This is a genomic window from Dokdonia sp. Hel_I_53 (assembly GCF_007827465.1).
Lineage (GTDB): Bacteria > Bacteroidota > Bacteroidia > Flavobacteriales > Flavobacteriaceae > Dokdonia.
The window spans coordinates 1863178-1887092 of record NZ_VISL01000001.1 but is presented as its reverse complement, the minus strand read 5'-3'; the positions used below and the strand labels follow the sequence as shown (position 1 = coordinate 1887092).

At 36.9% G+C, this 23915-nt stretch carries 22 protein-coding genes; 16 read left to right on the top strand and 6 right to left on the bottom strand.

From position 1 onward, the window contains the following. From OD90_RS08425 to hemA, 3 genes are read right to left on the bottom strand one after another with little or no spacing between them, the layout of a single operon-like run. A complete protein-coding gene (locus tag OD90_RS08425) occupies positions 1-657 on the bottom strand; it encodes a uroporphyrinogen-III synthase (RefSeq protein ID WP_144668740.1) in 657 nt (218 codons plus the stop codon). A 29-nt stretch (positions 658-686) separates the two neighbouring features. After that, positions 687-1604, bottom strand: coding sequence for a hydroxymethylbilane synthase (hemC, locus tag OD90_RS08420; RefSeq protein WP_144668739.1), 918 nt, complete (start codon positions 1602-1604; stop codon positions 687-689). Then, on the bottom strand, positions 1597-2904 hold the full coding sequence (hemA, locus tag OD90_RS08415) for a glutamyl-tRNA reductase (RefSeq protein ID WP_144669674.1): 1308 nt from the start codon (positions 2902-2904) through the stop codon (positions 1597-1599). The genes hemC and hemA overlap by 8 nt, the downstream gene beginning before the upstream one ends. Positions 2905-3033: 129 nt before the next feature. On the opposite strand from hemA, the gene OD90_RS08410 reads away from it, so the two are divergent. The 14 genes from OD90_RS08410 to OD90_RS08350 all read left to right on the top strand — a co-directional run bounded on the left by OD90_RS08410 (position 3034) and on the right by OD90_RS08350 (position 19769). Further along, positions 3034-3930, top strand: coding sequence for an AraC family transcriptional regulator (locus OD90_RS08410; RefSeq protein WP_144668738.1), 897 nt, complete (start codon positions 3034-3036; stop codon positions 3928-3930). A gap of 171 nt (positions 3931-4101) precedes the next feature. Then, positions 4102-5142, top strand: coding sequence for a ferrochelatase (gene hemH / locus OD90_RS08405; protein ID WP_144668737.1), 1041 nt, complete (start codon positions 4102-4104; stop codon positions 5140-5142). Between the two features lie 21 nt (positions 5143-5163). Beyond that, positions 5164-6546 (top strand): MATE family efflux transporter, encoded by a 1383-nt coding sequence (locus tag OD90_RS08400; RefSeq protein WP_144668736.1) that lies wholly within the window; start codon positions 5164-5166, stop codon positions 6544-6546. Between the two features lie 95 nt (positions 6547-6641). Beyond that, on the top strand, positions 6642-9749 hold the full coding sequence (locus OD90_RS08395; protein ID WP_144668735.1) for a WD40/YVTN/BNR-like repeat-containing protein: 3108 nt from the start codon (positions 6642-6644) through the stop codon (positions 9747-9749). A 129-nt stretch (positions 9750-9878) separates the two neighbouring features. After that, positions 9879-10550 (top strand): outer membrane protein, encoded by a 672-nt coding sequence (locus tag OD90_RS08390; protein ID WP_144668734.1) that lies wholly within the window; start codon positions 9879-9881, stop codon positions 10548-10550. Between the two features lie 80 nt (positions 10551-10630). Beyond that, on the top strand, positions 10631-11182 hold the full coding sequence (locus tag OD90_RS08385; RefSeq protein WP_144668733.1) for a CopD family protein: 552 nt from the start codon (positions 10631-10633) through the stop codon (positions 11180-11182). Beyond that, positions 11175-12632, top strand: coding sequence for a sensor histidine kinase (locus OD90_RS08380; protein ID WP_261374488.1), 1458 nt, complete (start codon positions 11175-11177; stop codon positions 12630-12632). Before OD90_RS08385 ends, OD90_RS08380 begins: the two co-directional genes overlap by 8 nt. A gap of 24 nt (positions 12633-12656) precedes the next feature. Further along, entirely contained in the window at positions 12657-13430 is a 774-nt protein-coding gene (locus tag OD90_RS08375; protein ID WP_144668732.1) for an enoyl-CoA hydratase/isomerase family protein, read from the top strand. 188 nt (positions 13431-13618) lie between these two features. Continuing rightward, positions 13619-14683 carry a PA0069 family radical SAM protein gene (locus OD90_RS08370; RefSeq protein WP_144668731.1) on the top strand — a complete coding sequence of 355 codons (1065 nt, stop codon included), beginning with the start codon at positions 13619-13621 and terminating at the stop codon, positions 14681-14683. A 76-nt stretch (positions 14684-14759) separates the two neighbouring features. Beyond that, entirely contained in the window at positions 14760-16478 is a 1719-nt protein-coding gene (locus tag OD90_RS08365) for a helix-turn-helix domain-containing protein (protein WP_144668730.1), read from the top strand. Between the two features lie 233 nt (positions 16479-16711). Beyond that, positions 16712-17119: a hypothetical protein gene (locus OD90_RS08360; RefSeq protein WP_144668729.1), complete on the top strand. Its 408-nt coding sequence runs from the start codon at positions 16712-16714 to the stop codon at positions 17117-17119. 11 nt (positions 17120-17130) lie between these two features. Beyond that, the gene (locus OD90_RS08355; RefSeq protein WP_144668728.1) at positions 17131-17325 is read left to right on the top strand and encodes a hypothetical protein; all 195 of its coding nucleotides are present in this window, start codon (positions 17131-17133) and stop codon (positions 17323-17325) included. Between the two features lie 8 nt (positions 17326-17333). Beyond that, positions 17334-17486, top strand: coding sequence for a hypothetical protein (locus tag OD90_RS13200; RefSeq protein WP_186434737.1), 153 nt, complete (start codon positions 17334-17336; stop codon positions 17484-17486). A 12-nt stretch (positions 17487-17498) separates the two neighbouring features. Further along, positions 17499-19769: an alpha/beta hydrolase family protein gene (locus OD90_RS08350; RefSeq protein WP_144668727.1), complete on the top strand. Its 2271-nt coding sequence runs from the start codon at positions 17499-17501 to the stop codon at positions 19767-19769. Positions 19770-19830: 61 nt separating this feature from the next. On the opposite strand, the gene OD90_RS08345 is transcribed toward OD90_RS08350, so the two are convergent. Both OD90_RS08345 and OD90_RS08340 read right to left on the bottom strand, forming a co-directional pair. Then, positions 19831-20484 carry an HD domain-containing protein gene (locus tag OD90_RS08345; protein WP_144668726.1) on the bottom strand — a complete coding sequence of 218 codons (654 nt, stop codon included), beginning with the start codon at positions 20482-20484 and terminating at the stop codon, positions 19831-19833. Positions 20485-20619: 135 nt separating this feature from the next. Continuing rightward, a complete protein-coding gene (locus OD90_RS08340) occupies positions 20620-21033 on the bottom strand; it encodes a BrxA/BrxB family bacilliredoxin (protein ID WP_144668725.1) in 414 nt (137 codons plus the stop codon). Between the two features lie 199 nt (positions 21034-21232). Here OD90_RS08340 and OD90_RS08335 point away from each other — a divergent pair, with 199 nt between their 5' ends. Then, positions 21233-21997 carry a TerB family tellurite resistance protein gene (locus OD90_RS08335; protein WP_144668724.1) on the top strand — a complete coding sequence of 255 codons (765 nt, stop codon included), beginning with the start codon at positions 21233-21235 and terminating at the stop codon, positions 21995-21997. Positions 21998-22039: 42 nt separating this feature from the next. On the opposite strand, the gene OD90_RS08330 is transcribed toward OD90_RS08335, so the two are convergent. Continuing rightward, positions 22040-23185, bottom strand: a complete 1146-nt coding sequence (locus OD90_RS08330; protein ID WP_144668723.1) for a lycopene cyclase family protein — start codon at positions 23183-23185, stop codon at positions 22040-22042. Positions 23186-23230: 45 nt separating this feature from the next. Between OD90_RS08330 and pdeM the strand changes: the two genes are divergently transcribed. Continuing rightward, positions 23231-23863, top strand: a complete 633-nt coding sequence (gene pdeM, locus OD90_RS08325) for a ligase-associated DNA damage response endonuclease PdeM (RefSeq protein WP_144668722.1) — start codon at positions 23231-23233, stop codon at positions 23861-23863. Positions 23864-23915: the final 52 nt, after the last annotated feature.

Genomic DNA, 23915 nt, shown 5'->3' with positions numbered 1-23915 from the left:
CTAGATTGATGATTTTTTTAAAGTTGTAACTACTTTGGCAATCGTACTTTCAATGGTGCTTGCGTTAGAAATGATTACGTTGTTAAAATATGTATTTGCTTCTTTTGCGGTCGTATTTCCTATACAAAAAGCGGTTGTTGAGGTTGGGTTCGCTTTCGCGAAAGCGGAAACCCCACTCGGGCTATAAAATAAAATCCCATCAAACGCTCTGTCAAATGACTTCTCGTTATGATGAGTTTCATATACCGGAATTTCGTTACAACTAATGTTGTGTTTTTTTAAAATTGTTGGAAGTTCATCTCTACGCTGTTTTCCGCAGAAATAGGTAAATGCTAAGGTGTTGTAATCTTCAACGATTAATTTTCCTAATTGAGCACTGTTCTCAGCAGCAAGGGCAATTTCACAATTATATTTCTTTAGTAACGCTGAAGTTTTGCTACCCACACAGTAAAATACGGATTCTTGAAAATTTATACTACATCTGATAAGTTGCCGAACGCTATTCTGACTGGTGACAATAACATGATCCAATCTAGAAGGAATATCGAAAGATAAAGGCTTTATAGTAATGGCATCATAGTCCACAAAATTGATCCCAGCATTGAGAAGTAATTCCCGCTGATTGGTTTCAAGTTTTTTTGTGGAAAGGACTGTCATAAATATTTCCTCAATATGAGAATGATAAATTATTTTTTAGCCAAATTACTTTTGATAGCCTTCATCAATTCACGACCTCCGTTGTCTAGAATTTCTAATGCACAGTCTGTCCCAAAACCTACGGCATTTGCTTGAGAAACTACTTGTTCTACTTCAATTTTTGTCTTACCATCTAATGAAAATAGAACTCCTTTAAATCTAATTTCGTCGCCAATAACTTCCGCCAAAGCTCCAATAGGAGCTGTACATCCACCCTCTAGCGTGCGTAAGAACTCACGCTCTATATATGTGCAAAGGGCAGTTGGTTTGTGGTTTAATAATGCGCAAGCCTCAAGAGAGATTGCATCTTCTTCCATCGCAACAACAAGCATCGCTCCTTGTGCGGGTGCGGGAATCATCCAGTCTAAAACTTCGTAGTTTTCTGGCAAAATATTTATTCTATCGAGACCAGCTTTTGCAAAAATGGCGCCTGTCCAATCATTATCTGCTAGCTTTTGTAATCTAGTATTTACGTTGCCACGTAAATCTGTAGTTTGATGGTTTTCGTAACGATTGAGCCATTGTGCTTGGCGACGTAAGCTTCCAGTAGCAATAGTGCACGGTTTTGTATAATCTGGATTTCCTTTATGTACTAAAATATCCTCAGTAGCTGCTCTTTCAAGTACCGCGGCTTGCACGATTCCTATAGGTAAAGCTGTAGGAACGTCTTTCATACTATGTACGGCAATGTCTACTTCTCCCTTCAACATGGCTACGTCTAAGGTTTTTGTAAAAATTCCAGTAATTCCTAATTCGTATAAAGGTTTGTCTAGAATGAGATCACCGGTAGATTTTACCGCAACCAGTTCCGTTTTATAGCCGTGGGATTCAAGTTGATGTTGTACCGTTTTTGCTTGCCAGAGAGCTAGTTCACTATCTCTTGTTCCAATTCTTATGGTCTTAGACATCCTCTTGATTAAGTTGGAAAATAGAATTTATAAGTGCAAGACTTTCTTCTGTACTGCCATTTGCATTTCTAAGATGATGTGCAAATTGATTTGTAATTTTCTGAATAATTTTCTTACTCATTGCCTCTGCAGTTGCTTCACTAAAATCGGGTATTTTCTTACGAACGTTCTCGACTTCAGCAGCTTGGACTTCTTTGAGTTTAAGCTTAAGCGCTTTCATGGTAGGGGCAAACTTTCGTGTTTGCAAGTACTCATTAAAATCTGCTGTAATTTCTTCAATGATAGCCTCTGCTTGAGGAATATAACCTTGACGTCTCTTCAAAGTCGCATCTGTCATCTTTGATAGTTGATCTAGATGAATTAAAGTCACATTATCCAGTTCTTTCACATCGTCAGAAACATTCTTTGGTATGGAAAGGTCAAGAATTAATAATGGTTTTTTACTGTGTAAAATTGCTTTATTAACGGTAGGTTTTTGAGCGCCAGTAGCTACAACTAATACGTCAGATTGTGCAATCTCACTTTCTATGTTTGCGTAGTCTTTAACAAGTAAGTTAAACTTACCAGCAATCTTCTCTGCCTTTTCTTTAGTTCTATTGATAAGCGTGATGTGCTCATTTTTAGTATGCTTGACCAAGTTCTCACACGTATTACGGCCAATTTTCCCTGTTCCAAACAGTAAAATATTCTTATCTGAAATAAAAGGCACTCGAGCCATGATGTATTGAACTGCGGCAAAACTTACAGAAGTCGCTCCACTTGATATTTCAGTTTCGTTCTTAACACGTTTACTAGCTTGAATAACTGAGTTCACTAAACGTTCAATAAAAGGATTTACAAGCTTGTGTTTTTTTGATCTTCTAAAGCCAATTTTGAGTTGGCCAATAATTTCAAAATCTCCAAGAATCTGGCTATCAAGTCCTGTTCCCACTTTGAAGAGGTGCGCAATTGCCTCCTCGTTCTTATAGAGATAAGCGACATCCAAAAATTCTTCTATGGTGCCGTGGGTGTGCTCACATAATAATTTAACCAGTGTAAGTGCATCTGGTGCAAAGCCGTATAATTCTGTACGATTACAGGTAGACATAACCACAAGTGATGTAACACCTACTTGCTTTGCATTTTTAAGAATAGCTTCCTGAGCAGTTTCATCTATAGCAAAATGGCCACGCGTAGTTGCGTCTGCTTTTTTGTAGCTAAGACCTATGGTATAAAACTGTTGTTCTTTCAAAAAAGAGTATTTGTTTGAAGCGATGCAAAAATAAGTTTCCGAATTTAAAAAAAATAACGCTATCGGCATCATTTGTGTCGACTAAGGTAATATAAGAGTCACATTTGCCTTATTTTTGTAGGTAAGCAGCGCAATATATAGGCTGAGAAGATTCCAAAAGAAATGTTAATTAGAATCATTCTAAATAAATAACAATCCATTATTGTGAGTCAAGAAATCAAAAGTAACGCTCAAAGTTTAGCTCAAGAAACATGTATTGAGGATGGATTTTATGTCCTTCGTTATAATAATGACTCTTCTTCAAAACAGAAAATTGAACGGCAGATTCCTCAAAATTATATTCAATTTCACTTTTGCGTAAAGGGCGCTGCAGCGTTTCTTTTTAATGATGGTAGTTATGTGCTTCCCATAGCAGAAGAGAATTCATTGCTATTGTATAACCCACAACGAGAATTACCTATAAATCTTGAAATTAATGCAGATAGTTGGGTGGTTACCGTCTTGATTTCCATAAAAAAATTTCATAGTCTCTTTTCTTCTGAAGCAAATTATATAACGTTTTTAAGTGGCGATAATAAGAATAGGAAATATTACAAAGATGGTCATATCTCACCGAGCATGGCGATTGTTTTGAACCAATTGATGAATTATAGCCTGCACCATTCTGTTAAAGAACTTTATTTTAAGGGTAAAAGCTACGAGCTTTTAAGCCTATATTTTAATAGACCGGCAGATGTAGATGTGGAGCAATGCCCATTTCTCGTAGACGAGGATAATGTCCAAAAAATCAAAAAAGCCAAGCGTATCATCATGGACCGGATGGATAACCCGCCTACGCTAGCTGAGCTTTCTGAAGAGATAGGATTGTCTTTAAATAAATTAAAAGAAGGTTTCAAGCAAATTTATGGAGATTCAGTTTTCAGCTTTTTGTTTGATTACAAAATGGAAGTGGCGAGACAACTATTAGAAACTGGCTCACATAACGTAAATGAAGTAGGATTAAAGGTAGGTTACAGTACAGCAAGTCATTTTATCAGTGCTTTTAAAAAGAAATTTGGAACGACACCTAAGAAATATCTGATGAGTTTAGGTTGATGGAAGTACGCTTTCGCGAAAGCGTAACAAACCTCAATACTACTATCATAAAGTCTTATACATTCCTCTATAGCAAACCTACTACAAATCGTATTTTTGTAAGAGCGTTTAAAAGAAAGTCTCATATTTAGAACGCACTCTATTTTAGTGTCCAGCATAAAAATTGAATTAATGAATAAAGGAGTATTAATGGTTAATCTGGGATCTCCAGACAGTACAGACCCAAAGGATGTAAAAAAATACTTAGATGAATTTTTGATGGACGAGCGTGTGATAGACGTTCCCTATGCAGCGAGGGCATTGCTGGTAAAGGGAATTATATTAAATACACGACCTAAAAAAAGTGCAGAGGCGTATAGTAAAATCTGGTGGGAAGAAGGCTCTCCTCTTATTGTACTTACAGAGCGTTTGCAGAAGAAAGTACAAGCACATACAAAACTTCCTGTAGAGATTGCGATGCGTTATGGTTCTATGTCTATAAAAAAGGGGTTACAGAAGCTACACGACCAAGGAATAGACGAAGTATTATTGCTTCCATTGTATCCACATTTTGCGATGGCAACTGTAGAAACTATTGTCGTGCTTGCAAAAGAGCTAAGAGATGAATTTTTTCCAAAAATGCGAATCACTGAAGTAAAGCCATTTTATAATAAGCCAGAATACATCAAAGTGCTAGGAGATGCTATTGCAGAAAGTTTAGAAGGGGTAGCTCACGAGCATCTGTTATTTTCATATCATGGCGTTCCAGAACGACACATTAGAAAAAGTGATGTGACAAACATGCACTGTAAAATTGATGGATCATGCTGTGCGTCACAATCTAAAGCTCACGAATTTTGTTACCGCCACCAGTGTTATGAAACTACACGATTAGTAGGAGAGTATCTCAATCTAGAACCACTTACATATTCTACAAGTTTTCAATCACGCTTAGGTTTTGACCCTTGGTTACAACCGTATACAGATCGTACGATAGAACGTATGGGGAAAGAAGGGTTTAAAAAAATGGCCATTGCAACACCAGCCTTTGTGTCTGATTGTTTAGAAACACTGGAAGAAATAGCAATGGAAGGAGAAGAAATATTTCACGAGGCAGGAGGACATGATTTTCACACCATACCTTGCATCAATGATCGAGATGACTGGGCAGGAGTTCTTGCCGGTTGGATCAATGAGTGGGGAATAGTAGAGTCTGGAAAGGCCATAGCATAACCAGTATTGATCTAGTCACATTTGTCCAAAAACTCCACAGCTCTAGGTACTGAACCCATTTCAAAACTGCTTGTACAACAAGCGGGTCCAGCATCTATAGGTATACTTGTGATGTCGCTTAATATGATAGTAGATACCATCTTTGTAGGAAGATGGATAGGTCCGCTAGCGATATCGGCTATTACAGTGGTCATTCCAGTCACCTTTTTTATAGCCGCCATTGGATTAGCAATAGGGATTGGTGGGAGCTCTGTACTCTCGAGGGCATTAGGTTCTGGAGATGATGATAAAGCCTTACGGGTATTTGGTAACCAAATAACACTTACTTTCTTTTCATCTGGTTTGCTTGCCGTAATTGGACTCATTTTTCAAGACACACTCATTGAATTTTTTGGAGCAGATGCCTCTTTTAAAGACATGGCACTTACCTATTACCGCATTGTCCTTTATGGTATAGTCTTGCTAGCCATGTGTATGATGGGTAATAATGTGATAAGAGCCGAAGGTAAACCTAAATTTGCCATGTTTGCTTTAATCATACCTGCTGTAGGAAACATTGGGATGGACTATTTGCTTATTAACGTTCTAGACTATGGGATGGTAGGAGCCGCTTGGGCAACTTTTACAAGCTATGCGGTTTGTTTTGCATTTATCTTGTGGTTTTTCATCGTTAAGAGTGAACTTAGAATCGTAGCCGAATGTCTTAAACTTAAGAAGAAAGTCGTCTCAGAGATTGCAGGTTTAAGCGGGGTAACCTTAGCTAGACAGGGAGTAATTTCAGTACTTACTATTCTTCTCAACAATGTACTTATAAGTTATGGAGATGCACTTGACGTCGCCACCTACGGAATCATAAGTAGGATGTTAATGTTTGCCTTATTTCCTGTGATTGGGATAACACAAGGATTTATGCCTATTGCCAGTTACAACTTTGGGGCTACCAAATATTCGAGAGTGAGAGAAAGTATTAATATCTCTATCAAATATGGTGGTGCTCTTGCACTTATGATTTTTACGGTAATCATGCTTTTTCCAGGATTTTTTGTGTCCTGGTTTATAAGCGATCAAAATGCTACGGCAAAGACCCTTACAGATAATGCTGCACTCTTAGATCGTACGCCAGATGCGTTGCGATGGGTATTTGCAGCGACACCGGTGATTATTGTTCAGTTAATAGGAGGGGTTTATTTTCAAGCTATTGGAAAAGCTGTTCCTGCTTTGTTTTTAAGTTTGAGCAAACAAGGTTTTTTTCTCATACCTCTTATACTTCTATTACCACGCTATTTCGGCGTTTGGGGGGTTTGGATAGCCTTCCCTATTGCAGATATTTTGTCTACGCTTGTAACAGCATATTTTTTAAGACGGGATGTAAAAAAGAATTTGGTCGTAGCTTCTGACGCCTAGTTCGCTTTCGCGAAAGCGTTAAATACCCAACCGCATTTCTGCCATTCATAAGAATTCTGTAAATTTCTAATTCAGAATCAACACCATAGCAAACAATGCGCAAAATTAATTTACTTATAAGTTTCCTATTAGTAGGTCTTTCATTTAATAGTAACGCTCAGACTTCTCAAGAAGAAACTGCCTACGACGCTCTAGAATATCGCCTTATTGGCCCTTTTAGAGGAGGGCGTAGTGCAGCAGTCACTGGAGTGCCTGGGCAGCCAGATCTTTTTTATATGGGAAGCACTGGAGGCGGTGTATGGCGCACAACTAATGGCGGTAAAGAATGGGAGAATATTTCAGATGGTTTCTTTGGCGGAAGTATAGGTGCGGTGGAAGTTTCCAAAAGCGACCCTAATGTTATTTATGTAGGAGGTGGTGAAAAAACTCTGCGTGGTAATGTGTCTTCTGGTTACGGGATTTGGAAATCTGAAGATGCGGGGAAAACGTGGGCGCAGTCTGGACTTAAAGAAAGTAGACATGTGCCTAGAATACGGGTGCATCCCACAAACTCAGATATCGTCTATGCAGGGGTTTTGGGTAATATCTATAAACCTACACAAGAGCGTGGTGTTTATAAAAGTATTGATGGTGGAAAAACCTGGAAAAGGACACTGTTTTCAAATGAAGACAGTGGTGTTGTAGACTTGATCATTGACCCAAATAATCCACGTATTTTATATGCAACTACTTGGAATGCACGTAGAACTCCGTACAGCTTAAGCTCTGGAGGAGAAGGGTCTGCACTATGGAAAAGTACAGACAGTGGGGAGACATGGAAAGAAATTTCTACCAACGAAGGATTTGCAAAAGGTATTTTAGGAATTATGGGTATTACCGTTTCTCCAGTAAATAGTAATCGCCTGTATGCGATGGTAGAAAACCAAGAAGAGGGCGGATTATACACCTCTACAGATGCTGGTACTACTTGGAAAAAAATTAATGATGAGCGTAAGCTACGTCAACGCGCTTGGTATTACACTCGTTTATATGCAGACACAGCAGATGAGAATACGGTATACGTATTAAATGTGCGTTACCACAAATCAACTGATGGTGGTAAATCATTTAGTACCTACAACGCGCCTCATGGTGATCACCATGATCTATGGATCGCTCCAGAAGATCCTAATCGTATGATTATAGGAGATGATGGAGGTGCACAAGTATCTTATGATGGTGGCCGCTCGTGGAGTACTTATATGAACCAACCTACGGCGCAATTTTATAGAGTAACTACAGATAATGCATTTCCATATAGAATTTATGTGGCGCAGCAGGATAATAGTACGATACGTATTCCGCATAGAACCGAAGGGGGAAGCATTAGCGAGGATGACTGGGAGAGCACCGCTGGTGGTGAAAGTGCACATATTGCTGTAGATCCAGAGAACAATGAGATTGTGTACGGTGGTAGTTATGATGGCTTCTTAACGCGTGTGAATCACGATAGAAACACAGTCCGATCTATTTCAGTATGGCCAGACAACCCTATGGGTCACGGTGTAGAAGATATGAAATACCGCTTTCAGTGGAATTTCCCAATCATTTTCTCAAAACACGACCCAGATAAATTATACACCTTCTCACAGAGTGTTCACGTGAGTGAGAATGAAGGGCAGAGCTGGAAAGTCATTAGCCCGGACCTTACGACTAATGACCCAGAAAAAATGAAATCGTCTGGTGGACCCATTACTCAGGATAATACGAGTGTAGAATATTACTGTACCATTTTTGCAGCAGCAGAGTCGCCACTTAAGGAAGGGTTATTGTGGACAGGGAGTGATGATGGTTTAATACATGTTACTCAAAATGGCGGTCAGTCTTGGGAGAATGTTACCCCTAAGAGTATGCCCGTAAATATGATGATTAATAGTGTAGAGCCATCTGCTTTTGAGGAAGGAACGGCGTATGTTGCTGGGACACGTTACAAACTGGGAGATTTTACACCTTATTTATACAAAACAACCGACTACGGGAAGTCATGGAAAAAAATCACTAACGGAATTCCAGCCGAGCATTTTACAAGAGTTGTACGTGAAGACCCTAAGCAAAAAGGTCTCCTTTACGCAGGAACAGAAACCGGAATGTATATCAGTTTTGATGATGGTATGAACTGGAAATCATTTCAGTTAAACCTGCCTATTGTTCCTATTACAGATCTTACCATTAAGAACGACAACCTTATTGTAGCTACACAAGGGCGTAGTCTTTGGATTATTGATGACTTGGGGATGTTGCGTCAGGCCGCTTTCGCGAAAGCGGGAACCGATACATTATTCCAACCCAAAGCTACCTACCGAATGGGTGGCCGTGGTGGCAATAAGAGCCTTACCGAAGGGACAAATCATCCAAGTGGCGTGATGACGTACTTTAATTTGAAAGATTTTGACAAAGAAAATGACACCATTGCGCTTACCTATATGACCATGGCTGGCGATACATTACAGTCTTTTAATACCGCTGCAAAAAAGGAAGACAAACAATTAAAAGCTAAAAAAGGAGGGAATCTTTTTACTTGGGACACCAGAATTGATGGTGCCGAAAAGCTAGACGGCATGATTTTATGGTGGGCAAGTCTAGACGGACCTAAAGCCGTACCAGGAAATTATAAAGTAGCGCTCAACGTTGACGGGAAAGTACAAACTGAGAACTTTGAAATACTTGCAAACCCTAATGCAGAGGCAACTGTAGCAGATATGAAAGCGCAGCATACTTTTATAACAGAGGTAAATGCAGCGGTTGATCGTGCACACCAAAGTATCAAGAAAATTAGAAAGATAAATGAGCAATTGAAATCTTTTACAGCGCAATATGAAGATGATGCTCGCACGACAGCGTTACGTGAAAAAGCTGAAAAAATGCAGGAAAATTTTGGCGAGATTGAAAAGGAGCTATACCAAACTAAAAACCGATCAGGGCAAGACCCGCTTAACTTCCCCATTAAATTAACTAACAAACTTGGTCACCTCAATAGCCTGGTAGGGATGGGAGATTTTGCGCCAACGGCGCAGGATATAGCCGTTAAGAATCAACTCACTGCTCAAATTAATAAGGAACTAGAAACATTTGACAATATGCTAGATGCTGAGGTAGCTGCGTTTAATGAAGAATTTAATAGCTTGAAATTAGATTATTTGTTTGTGGAGGAAGCAAAGGAGTAACTTGAGAAGTTTATTATTTTAAAAGGCGTATAAGAAATTCTGCGCATTTATTTATTATGGTTTTGTCAACTAAACTAACTATTCTGTAAATTGCCACCTGTATCAAAATATTCAATCATAAAACCAAAAATGACAAAATTTAAAAAAATTAAGGCACTCTGTCTATTTCTATTTACAATTAGCCTCTCTGCTCAAGAGAGTGGTAGTGGAGAAAATACGACAAGAAAAGGTAGATTATTATTAGGAGCGTCAACAAATGGAGGGCTTAATTTTTCAAAAACTTCTTATGAGTTTGAAGGGGAAACTTTTAGTGAGCGTGAGAATCGCAGTTTTGTCTTAAATGGATCCGTTGGTTATTTCATTATCGATAACCTCGTAGGTGGCGTACAGTTAGGTTATTCAATTTCAAAAAATGAATCAAAAACAGGAGGCATTGAATCCTCAGGAAGTTATATAAATTTGGGACCCTTTGCAACTTACTATTTTGATCTAGGAAACAATAGAATACGTCCATATGTAGATATAGCTGTATTATTTGGTTCTATAAAGACTGAAACTAGTAACCCTTATATCGAGCCAAGTTACAATGATCCTACCATCATTCAAGATAATGAGTTTAAACAACAATCATTTGAATGGAATGTCGGTGCTGGGGCAGCTTTTTTCTTAAATGATACAATTTCTATAAATGTTGAAGCAGTTTATAGTAATCGTTCAATCAAAGATCCTGATGATGAATCTGATTCTAAATATAAATTCTCTAATATAGGTTTAAATGGAGGCTTAAGCATATTCTTGTAGGAAGCATTCGAATAATTTTTAAAGGCGCATAAGAAATTCTGCGCCTTTTTCATTTTCTAATCCTTTGTATCTTTGATGTTATGGGAGAATACTACCTCTATTTTAAATCGCTTCATATAATTTTTGTAGTCACTTGGTTTGCGGGGCTTTTTTATATGCCACGATTATTTGTGTATCAAATAGAGGCCAGTGAAAAATCATCTCCAGAAAAAGAAATATTGGGCAAACAGTTAGGTCTAATGGCGCACCGTCTTTGGAAAATTATTACAGCACCTTCCATGGCACTTACGGTAATTTTTGGCGGATTGATGTTTTATATAAACCCAGCACTTTTTAGAGCGCCTTGGATGCACATAAAGTTAGCTTTTATTGCACTTCTATTTTTATACCATTGGAAAACATGGCGCATACATAGAGGTTTACAAGAAAAAATGTATAGGTATTCGTCCAGACAAATGCGACTGTGGAACGAAGGTGCAACCCTCATTCTTTTTGCTGTTGTCTTTCTGGCGGTGACAAAAAGTACAACAAACTGGCTATTAGGTCTAGGTGGATTAATAGGTCTGGCAGTATTATTGATGCTTGGGATTAAGTTGTACAAAAAAATACAAGACAAAAATCCAAATGCGTAGTATACTCAATTTTAATCGAAAGTCTTTAGGAACTACCATATTCACCTCCATGCTCGGGCTAGTCCTTGCAGCATTTTTACTCATAGCTCTGGTTACTTTTTTTCAATACAAAGAACAAATCAATGATTATAATGAAGAGCGATTAGAACGTAAAGAGTCATCTATAAGAAAGATGATTGATTTCTTTTTGAGAAAAACTACCTACGAGCTCAAAACAGATAAAATTCCGTTAATTTTTAAAGACGAAATTTTTGAAATTGCCAGTGTACAAGGAGAAAATTTAACGTTGTATGATTTAGAAGGTAATCCACTCATTACGTCTACTAATGAACTTTTTGACAGTCCACAGCTGCGAAAAATACCTAAAGAGACACTTGCACAATTGGAAGCAGAGGTAGACAAGCGTTATGTAAATAAAATTGACGGTCAAATTTCTCAACAACTATCTTATTCTTATGTAAATGACCCTAAATATAAGCCTCTAGCCATACTTGAAATACAATATGAAGACAGTGAGTCTTTTATTAATAAAGAGATGAGAGAGATTTTATGGCGACTTGTAGTCATTACAATACTTATCGTAATACTTGCTATTGTACTAGCTTACTTTCTTGCAAAATACATAACAAAGACCTTAAAAACTGTTGAGGACAACATCAAAGAAACCCAACTGGATAAGCGCAATGAGAAAATAGAAACAACAGAGTTGCCTTCAGAATTAATTACTCTTGTAAATGCCTATAACGGTATGATTGATCAATTAGAAGGCAGTGCGGCAAAACTTGCCCAAAATGAGCGGGAAGCCGCTTGGCGTGAGATGGCAAAGCAGGTGGCACACGAGATTAAAAATCCGTTAACACCTATGCGACTTACAGTACAAAGTTTTGAACGTCGTTTTGACCCTCAAGATCCAGAAGTGAATGTTAAGATTAAGGAATATAGCAAAACTCTGATACAGCAAATAGATACTATGAGTAGCATTGCTAGTGCTTTCTCAAACTTTGCTGATATGCCGGCCCAGCAAACGGAGATGCTTGATGTGCCAAAGATTGTGAAGTTGTCTCTAGATATTTTTAATGAGCAATATATTCACTTTGCATCTAATAAAGAGGAGATTCACGCAAACTTTGATCGAACACAATTAATAAGAGTGGTTACAAATCTTGTGAAAAATGCAGTACAAGCAACAAAACTGGTAGAAAATCCTAAAATCCTTGTAGATATCAATGACTTAGAAAATGATGTTGAAATTAGTGTAAGTGATAATGGAGTAGGGATTACTGAGGAAAATAGGCTTAAAATTTTTGAACCAAAATTTACTACAAAAAGCAGTGGTATGGGATTAGGGCTTGCCATGGTAAAAAATATTGTAGAAACCTATGATGGTTCTATTACCTTTACCACAGAAGAAGGAAAAGGCACCGTTTTTAGAGTAATTTTTCCCAAATAAAATTTAATTATACATACATAACTAATGGCATACAATAACATACTTTCCACAACAGAAAACGGTATACATACCATAACTATTAACCGTCCGTCAAAACTCAATGCGCTTAATAAGGAGACTATAGAAGAGTTGCATAACGCTTTCGCGAAAGCGGAAGATGATTCAGCTATCAGAGTTGTTATCGTAACCGGAAGTGGTGAAAAGGCGTTTGTTGCTGGAGCAGATATCTCAGAATTTGCAAAATTTTCAGAGTCTGAAGGTGCAGATCTTGCTAGAAAAGGACAAGAAATTTTGTTTGATTACGTGGCAGAAATGGGAACACCTGTTATCGCAGCAGTAAACGGTTTTGCACTTGGAGGTGGTCTTGAACTAGCTATGGCAGCACATTTTAGAATTGCGAGTGACAATGCACGCATGGGATTACCAGAAGTGAGCTTGGGTGTAATTCCAGGTTACGGAGGTACACAAAGATTACCACAACTTGTAGGTAAAGGTCGTGCTATGGAAATGATAATGACGGCAGGAATGATAGATGCAAATACTGCTCTAGAATACGGTCTTATAAATCATATTGTAGCTATGGAAGAGCTACTTCCACTGGCTCAAAAACTAGCTAGTAAAATTATGCGCAACTCGCCTATGGCTATTGCTGCGGCAATTAATGCTGTAAACGCTGGATATGAAGACGGCGTTGATGGTTATGATACAGAAATAGAAGAATTTGGAGGTTGCTTTGGCACAGATGAGTTTGTAGAAGGAACCACGGCTTTTTTAGAAAAAAGAAAGGCTGAATTTTAAATAAAATAACATAGCTACAAAAACCACAACATCTTTATGTTGTGGTTTTTTTGATATAAGTTAGAAATATGGAAATAATACTTAAATTTGGATTTTATACTAAAAAAGTATTTGTTTACTTCTACTAGATTAGCACGCTTTCGCGAAAGCGTATAAATGAGTTTCTAGTTCTAATTCATTATCAATATATGAAAGAGTGTTTTACTGGCAGAGGAGCGCAACAGAAGGTTGAAAATAAATTTTTCGATCTTAGTCATGAATTTCGTGATGACTATAAGGAGCACTTACATAGAGAAGGGCTTAGTGAACAGCCCAAAACTGACTTTATAGCTACTTTCCCAAAAACAATCGTCACTAAAGTACAGAGCCCTGATGTGCATATGTCCTATTCACTCAACCCGTATCAAGGTTGTGAACATGGGTGTATTTACTGTTATGCCCGCAATAGTCACCAATACTGGGGATATGGTCCTGGGATAGATTTTGAACAAAAAATACTAGTAAAGCAAAACTGTATACAGCTTTTAGAAGAATTTTTTCAAAAAAAGTCATGGAATCCAGCTCCTATTGTACTTTCCGGTAACACAGATTGCTACCAACCTATAGAAAAGAAATTGCAATTGACCCGCTCCCTTTTAGAGGTGTTTTTTAAATATAAAAATCCAGTAGGGATTATCACTAAAAATGCGCTAGTACAACGCGATATTGACATCTTAACCGCATTAGCTCAAGATCAGCTAGCAATGGTTTGGATTTCTATTACCACATTATCTGAAGAAACGCGTCGTATACTTGAGCCGCGCACGGCAACGATAAAGAAAAGACTTGAAACGATTGAAAAATTAACTCAAGCAGGAATCCCTGTAGGAGTGATGGTAGCTCCTGTTATTCCTGGGCTTACCAGTCATGAGATCTTGCCTATAGTAAAAGAGGTATCCGATCGTGGTGCGTTAAAGATCGGCCATACCATAGTACGACTCAATGGAGCGATAGGAAGTATTTTTGAAGATTGGGCTTATAAAAAAATGCCTAATAAAGCAGCAAAAATTCTTCATCAAATAGCGGCTTTTCATGGAGGACAATTAAACGACTCTTCCTTTCAAACTAGAATGCGAGGTAGTGGTCCTGTAGCATCACAAATAAACCGACAGTTTGAGATTGCTAAGAAAAAATATATGTCTGATCGAGAACTTCCTGAACTTTCTACAAAAAATTTTGTGAGAACAGATAGAGGTCAGTTAGGTTTGTTTTAAGACTTAATATCATTCGTATTTCCTTTCCCTATATTTGGCTCCGTAACAAAACCTGATTAACAGGGACTCATTAACTATGATATCATTACGTATAATTTTACCTATATTATTTTTTGGACTCATAGCTATTAAGAGTGTTGCACAGCAAGATACACTGGCTACAAAAAGTTATGATGAGTTAAAATCACTTATAATTACAAACTTTGGTAAAAATGATTCGCTAGCTCTTGAGGCTTCCCTATCTTATTCTCATAAAGCGCGTCGAGATAGAGATATAGAGAAACAACAATTTGGTTACGAAGTTCAAGCAAGAATCTATGAAAAATTTAAAAACGAAAAAGAATTTACAAAGGCAATTCAACAAGCAATAACTCTCATTCTTGACAATAATTTAGTTGACCAAGAAGAAAGAATCTATGCAAGAGCAGCTGGAGGATATTTTTCGCTCACAAACTGGTCAAAGAGTTTGGAATACTATAATATGCTTAAAGAAATTGCTGTTAATAATAATGATGCTTTTGGTGAAAGCGCTATTCTTAGTACCATAGCATTTATAAATACTCGTGCTGGAGATATTCAAAGGGGATTAGCCCTAAATAAACAGGCTCTTGCTAAATCTCAAAATGTTCTAGCAGAAACAGATAGTTTAAGAACTCTTAAGAACAGTGTTTTGGTATCAAATCATTATACATTAACTAGCGCATACCTTACATTAGAAAAGCCAGACTCTGCATTGTATCACATTGATCAAGCTCTTATTATGAGTTCTATTGCAGACTCTTGTATTGTAAAATTCTTGTATTTTATGCAGGCCGATGGCTATATAGGTAATAATAAATTTAAGGACGCTTTACAAAGCCTTGATAAAGCAGATTCAGTTTGTAAAATAGATTCAAAACACGTTCATCTTCAAGAGAATGGGTATCGTGGTGAGATCGCTTTGAATCAAAAAAAGTATAGGGCTTCTGTAAATTATTTTTTAAAGGCATTTAGAAAGTATGATGTGCCAAAAGAACAAGAAGGTTTAATGGGAGACCTTTATAAGCTCACCGCAAAAGCATATAAAGGTTTGGGTAATTTAGATAGTGCAAACTTTTATCTAGAAAAGTATATAAATACTTCAAGTGAGCTTGATAGAATGAAAAGCGATATCTATTCTGTATCAAAACGTCAAGATGCAGTTTCTTTTCAAAAAGAATTGAAATTACTTTCTAAACAGAAAGCCCGAAAAGAAAACCTTTTAATGTATGGAAGCATTGCTGGTGGAGTAATAATCATTTTATTAATTGTTGGTCTAGTAAAAACTAACCAGAGGCGTAAGGAAAATGAAATAAAGTTTAAAACCTTACTAGACAAAGTGGATAATGCAAAAGCTCCAAAAGATATCATTGATACAAAAGATGAGGTACTAGAAGAGCAAACTAGCTCTGATATGAATCCAGAAACAACGCAACAAATTCTCGATGGTCTCAAAAAACTAGAGCGTCAAAATTATTTTCTACATCCTGCCTGCAGTGCACACAACGTAGCAAAACGTATTAAAACAAATACCACGTACCTTTCAAAGGTGATTAATGCAGAGTTTGGTAAAAATTTTAGCACTTACATTAATGATTTACGTATTAATCATGCAATTGTAAGACTCAAACAAGATCCAAAATTTCGCAGTTACACCATCAGTTCTATTGCGACAGAACTGGGTTATAAAAGCGCAGACTCGTTTACAAAATACTTCAAAAAAGATACGGGTCTCCTTCCTTCTTTTTATATCAAAAAGCTTAACGAAGCAGCGTAATTTTCTTCATTTCTATCATTTGTGAACCCTAAATTTATAAAATTAGGGTAGGTGTTATCGCGCTTTCGCGAAAGCGTACTTATTATAATTAACACCTTAGATAACAGTCGTATACAATTAAATAAAGGTGCCCTAATTTTCCTAAAATCGGGTAGCCTTTCTTTTTAAAAGGGGGTTTTCTCCACATCTTTGGTTTCAGAAATCATTCATAATAACATTTAAAATCTGAACCCATGAAAAAAGTAACAAAAGGAATCAAATACGTACTTCTATTAATTGTAGGTCTTATTACAGGAATATTTCTGGTAGGAATTGTAAGTGGAGCAAAAGACGCTCTAAGTGGCAGTAAAGCAGATGCTATTAAAAAAACGCTTACAGCAAATTGTCAATGTGATGAGATAAATCAATTTATCTACGCGCAAGGAATTCAATATAGCAAGACAGATGGACTCTCCACAGAGAAAGCAGAGTATGAACTTGTGAACTGCAAATATGAAAATATTACAAAAGAGGTTGCTCGCATCAATGAGCTCTTAGCAAATCAAGTTGCGGGATATGAAGACTTAGATCTACTCAAACTAGAGTTTGTAGGTACTGAAAACCACCAAACTTTTATTATTAAAAATGCTCAAATTCAGTAAAACATTTAGATATGATAAAAAATGGAACCTTAGGAATTGTCTTTATTATTTTGTTTGCAGTTGCTTCAGAACTTGTTAGTACAAACCCTTTTACAGATAAAATACAAACAAAAGCATGGCTATTAATTCTACTTTGCTCATTGTATTATGTGTTTTATAATCAATTATTTACAAAATTTTTTAAAGATAAAACATCACAAAAATAGTAACACTCATGAAATCAGCAGAAGAATTAGTACTCAAATCATTCTCGCAAGACGCTAAGCAGAGTTTTAAAAAATATCGATTTGATCAAATAGGTAAGATTACCATAGGTGTTCTTACGGCCATCGCTATTTTATTTCTTATACACATCACTAATCACTAAAATAATAATATTATGACAACAATAATTAAATTTATACTCGGCATCTTACTAGGTGCATTTGCCCAAATTGCAATGGGACAAGAACTTATAGGAACTTATAAAGGTATTTTAAAAGTTCAAGGAATGGAAATGGAACTTCTTTACAACTTTAAGAATATAGATGGTAATTTAACGGCAACGATGGATGTACCCCTACAAGGAGCGACAGATATCCCGATGGACAGTGCAATCCTAGAAGAAAATAAGATATCTATAACAAGTGCAAAGCTCAAAATGAATTATATTGGCACACTTACAAATGATAAAATCACAGGCACCTACACACAATTAGGTACAGACTATCCATTAGATTTAATGAAAACAGAAAAAACAATACCAGGGAATCCAGCACTTCCTTCGTCAGATGCTGTTCTTGCTACACTTGCCGCTAAGGAAACAGGAGATTTTAAATATACCGTAGAAGATTACTTCAAAAAATCTGCGGTGAGTGGTTTCACATTATCTCCAGATGGCAATTATATCTCCTATATGAAACGAAGAGAAAATGGCAAACAGGATTTATATTTAAAAAACACACAAACACAGAAAGAGACATTAGCTGTTGCTCAAGACGAAGATGTGATTAGGGTTCATTACTGGGCTAGTGAGGATAGATTATTATATCTACAGGACTCTAAAGGTGATGAAAATTACCATGTATATGGTGTTAACTTAGACGGAAGTAATAAAAAAGATCTCACTCCGTATGAAGGTGTTAGAGTAGATATACTTGCCATATTAAAAGAGGATCCAAAGAATATTATCATCCAGATGAATAAAGATGATCTCAAGCAAAATGAGCCTTATAAATTAAATATTGCGACCGGAGCTATTGAGAAATTATATAGTGTAAAGGAGGGAGACCCACCAGTAGCAGGTTTTGACTTTGATAAAGATGGAAATTTAAGAGCCATAACCCGCGTAGTGAACGAGATTGAAACTGAAATTTTATATAATATAGATGGTGATTTCAAACAGTTAAAGGTAGTACCCTTTGGTGATGGATTTGGGATTTTAAGATTTGATTACAACTCTTCATACGAGCACGATGCTTATGTAGTATCAAACTTGGATTCTGACAAGTATCAGATTCAACGATTTGACCTAAAAGAAAATAAGGTGATCGAAACGGTGTATGAAGATGATACCTATGATGTAAGTGGTATTTCGCTTTCGCGAAAGCGTAATTACGAAATTGACTATTTTTCACATGTTGCAGAAAAATCTGTAGTGGTACCTGTGAGTAGTACCTATAAAAAATTGCACAAGCGATTAAAAAAAGAGTTTGGAGACAAAGAATTTTTTACCGTAGGACGTACGGATGAGGAGGATAAGTTTATGATCATGCTCACTAGTGATCGTATTGTAGGAGAATATCATTTATATGATGTAAAGAAAGATCAGGTAAAATTATTGTACAAGTTGCTACCTCATTTAAAAGAAAAAGATATGGCAGCAATGGAGCCTATTACTTTTAAAAGCAGGGACGGTAAAACCATTCATGGATATCTTACAATGCCTCAAGGAGTGAAAAAAGGAGAGAAAGTCCCTATGATTGTCAATCCTCATGGAGGACCTCAAGGATTGCGTGATACGTGGGCATTTAATCAAGAAGCACAACTTTTTGCAAGTCGTGGGTATGCGACGCTACACGTAAACTTTAGAATTTCTGGAGGATATGGTAAAGAATTCTTGAATAGTGGATATGGACAGATAGGTCGCAAAGTGATGGATGATATTGAGGACGGTATAGATTATGTGATCGATCAAGGAAGTATTGATAAAGATAGAGTAGCTATTTTTGGAGGAAGTCACGGCGGTTATGCCGTACTGCGTGGCATGATGAAGACCCCAGAAAAGTACGCCTGTGGAGTAGATTATGTAGGAGTAAGTAATTTAAATACATTCATGACGACTTTCCCTCCCTACTGGGAAAACTACCGTGCAATCGTAGAAAAAATCTGGTATAATCCTGAAATCCCTGAGGAACAAGAGATTATGGACGAGATATCTCCAGCATTACATACTGATAAAATTGTAAAACCCCTTTTTGTAGTGCAAGGTGCAAATGATCCTCGTGTAAATATTGATGAGGCAGATCAAATTGTAGCCCAGCTAAGAGAGAGAGGCGTTTCTGTACCTTATATGGTGAAATATGACGAAGGTCATGGTTTTGCAAAAGAAGAAAATCGATTGGATTTGTATAAAACAATGATGGGCTTCTTTGCAGAGCATCTTAAATAATGTAAACTGTAAAGATCAATTAATTTTAAAGCCTTTTGACCATTTGTGGTCAGAAGGCTTTTTATTTTTCACCTTCCCATTCGCTATAGAATTCGGTTAAGAAATCTTCCATATATTGATGACGACGCTCTGCCATTTTTCTTCCCGTTTGTGTATTCATACGGTCTTTGAGTAGCAATAATTTTTCGTAAAAATGATTGATTGTAGGAGCATCACTTTTTTTATACTCTGCCACAGTCATGTCCAGTTTTGGGGAAATAGATGGGTCATAAAGCTTTCTGTTTTTATAACCTCCATAATTGAATGTTCGTGCAATGCCTATGGCGCCTAGTGCATCTAGCCTGTCTGCATCTTGCACTACATCTAATTCTGGTGATGTGAACTCTTGAGCTTTGTTCCCTCCCTTGAAAGAGATGTTCTTAATGATTTGAACTACATGTTCAATAACTGCGCTATCAGTATTTTGGCTAAGTAAAAATTCTGTAGCCACTCTAGGTCCAGCCGTTTCATCTCCATTGTGAAACTTAGAATCTGCAATGTCATGTAATAAGGCACCTAATTCTACAACAGCCGTATTTACCTGTTCTCCTTGCGCTATTTTTAGGGCATTTTTATACACACGTTCTATATGAAACCAGTCATGGCCACCTTCTGCGTTTTTTAGTGTAGATTGAACAAAAGCTATAGTGTTTATAATACGTTGAGAATGTTCCATAAAACAGAGAAATAAAAAAAATATAGGCTTATTAAAGAGAGAGACTCTTATTAGTAAGGAAAACAAATTTAAAGGTACTCCATAAAAAAAACCACTCTTGAAAGAGTGGTTTTATAATTCTTATAAACAGAAAGGTTATCCTACGTGCTCATTAAAGGCATCCATAAGATTTTCTGCAATCATCTCTGCTGGTCTTCCTTCAATATGATGACGTTCTAACATGTGTACTAACTCACCATCCTTAAACAATGCCATAGATGGGCTAGAAGGAGGAAAAGGAACCATGAAAGATCTCGCTAGATCTGTTGCCTCACCATCTACACCTGCAAATACAGTATATAAATTATCTGGCTTTTTCCCATTTGCAGTTGCATAAACTGCTGCTGGACGTGCGTTACGAGCGGCACAACCACAAACAGAATTTACAACCATTAAGGTTGTCCCTTCTTTTTTCATGGCAGCGTGTACGTCGTCTGTTGTATGTAATTCTGTGAAGCCATTATTGGTAAGGTCTTCACGCATTGGTTTTACTAAATCTGCTGGATACATAATCAATATATTTTAAAAACAAAGATACAAAAAGGATGCCTTGCTGGTAAGACCGCAAAAATGGCAGTAAATAATCAAAACGGCTTATGTTTTGTATTAAGATTTATGAGGGAATAAGAAAAAACGTAACAATAGTATTGCGTAACCGTCAAACTAAGAAGAACCATTAAATTTGTGGTTTATATTAAGAAGTATACATATGATTAAATATATAGGCGCTATCGTGGGGTGGTTTGTAGGCCGCGGATTTTTTGGCGCAGTGATAGGCTATTTCATAGGAAGTGCTATCGACATCTTATTTATTAATAAATCGGAAACACAAGGAGGTCAAAATAGACGTTCTTTTAGAGATGTTTTTGAAAGTGCCACACAGCAGAATGTTTCACCTGGTGATTTTGAACTTAACTTGCTATCCCTTGCCTCTTTAGTAATTAAAGCAGATGGAAAAATAAGCCAAAATGAGTTAGACTATGCTCGTCAATACTTTGTTAGAGCTTACGGTAAGGAACGTGCAAATGCAACCTTTAGAACTTTTAATGAGGTCATCAAAAATCGAGAAATCTCTGCTTCAAGAATATGTACATACCTCAATAATAGAACAAGATATGAGGTGCGTTTACAAATTTTACACTTTTTATTCGGGATAGCTCAAGCAGACGGTCAGGTGAGTCAACCAGAAGTAAATGTGTTGAGTACCATAGCTGGTTATTTTCGAATAAATCATCAAGATTTTGAAAGTATCAAAAATATGTTTGTCAAGAAGGCAGACAGTGCTTATAAAATCCTAGAAATTGAAAAATCAGCCAGTGATGATGAGGTGAAGAAAGCTTTTAGAACCATGGCAAAAAAATATCATCCAGATAAGCTTGTAAATATGGATGAAGCTTACAAAAAAGGCGCTGAAGAGAAATTCAGAAATGTGCAAGAGGCTTATGAACAAATACAGAAAGAGCGCGGAATGTAATCTTATTGATACGCTTTCGCGAAAGCGTAACTACCAATTTTACTACCTAAAAAGAACTTGAAGGGCTGCTCTAATAAAAGGAATTTTAGGTGCACTGAGAATAACTTTCAATTCGTCTAATATCGAAGATTCTTCATCTAAAAACCGAAAAATATGACCGGTTTTTCCTTTCTTAAACATGCCAGTAAAAATCTCTTTTCCCAAATAATTTTTATGGTCCAAAACCTTGAGAAGTACTTCATCGTAAAAAGTCCATCGGTTTTTTAATTTGTATTGGGTAAAAGGTTTGCCGCTTTTCAAGAAGGTAATAAGCGCGGCAGATTTCTCAAGTGTATGTGTAAATGTGTACCCAGTGCTTGCTTTTGTCCAGCCACCAGCAGTACCTATGTGTAAAACATTCTCAGAGTTATGCTGTGTAAAATCATAGGTAGTCATAGGGATGCTTCCCTTCTCACGAGCTGTTATTTTATAATCCGATACCCCGAGATTTGCTAGATACGTTTTGATGGCATCTTCATATTCAGAAAGCGGGAGTAAGTCTTTAGAAAATAAAGTGTATTCTATCAATGCGTTGTTTGCTGTTGTAGGTAATACATACATAAAACGACAATTACCCTCTTGAGCGACACTAAAATCCATATAGATTGCAACGCTTTTATCAAATGCAGGCTCCTTTGTCTCGACAAACCAGCCAACAAAGTGTTGTTGTAAAACTACCGCTTCATCCTGTTTTTTAAGAATTGTCGGATTATAAATACTGCTTAATAAGCGGGTGCAAGTAAAAGAATTATCAGTCGTTGTCACAGTGACACCAATTTCATTTTCAGTATAACTAGAGACCTCACTTTCTATAAATGAAATGTTTTTATGTTGAGATAATTCAGCTTTCGCGAAAGCGTATAGATCTGCACTTTCAATTTTCTTGTAGGTATAAGGAGCAATGGGTATTGGTTTTGAAATATTATTTTCTTTTACAAGAATAGAGTTCCATGAATAGGAAACGGTCTCTTCATAAAGGCTAGGTTTAGTTTCCCAAAAGCACCAAGTGCGATCATTCTTTTTGCTAAGATTTTGGTCTATAATCGCAATACTTTTTTGAGAAAAAAATGGAGCGCGAGACATGCGTATAGCGGTTGTCAAACCAGAGAGCCCAGCTCCTAAAATGATATAGTCAAAATGAGTTTGCACGAGATAAAGATACCACTAAAAGATGTAGTGCTGTATCTTTGCAGGGTGACAAAAATCTCTATTCATAATAATACTTTTACACTTCAGCCTACTGGAACTATGTACTGGGAGCAACGTGAGATTCTCTTTATAGCCGATGTACATCTAGGTAAAGTGGCGCACTTTAGAAAACATGGCAGTGCAGTGCCACAACAAGCTATTTTAAAAAATTTTGAGCAATTAGATGCTGCAATATCATGCTGTAATCCTCAGGAGGTTTGTTTTTTAGGAGATCTTTTTCATTCGGCATTAAATACAGAGTGGCTGTATTTTGAAAAGTGGGTGGAGCAGCAAGAAGCTAAAATCACTTTAGTAGCAGGTAATCATGATATTATTAATCCGCTTCAGTTTACAGGTATTGGAATTGAGATATTTCAAGAACGCATTTTAGATACGTTCCTATTGACACATATTCCAGAAGAAAGGGACGGATTGTTTAATTTTTGTGGTCACATTCACCCAGGAGTAAAACTACAAGGTGTGGGTAGGCAATTGCTCAAAATGCCTTGCTTTTTTAAAAAACCTAATCAACTTATTTTACCTGCCTTTGGGGAATTTACGGGTAAATATATATTGGAGCCAGAAGCGCATGATGAGGTATTTGTCGTGACACCAGACGAAGTAATATTAGTAGAGTAATCCACAATTAATTTGCAATCCAAGTACAACCAATTTTTAATGGTTTGGGCAA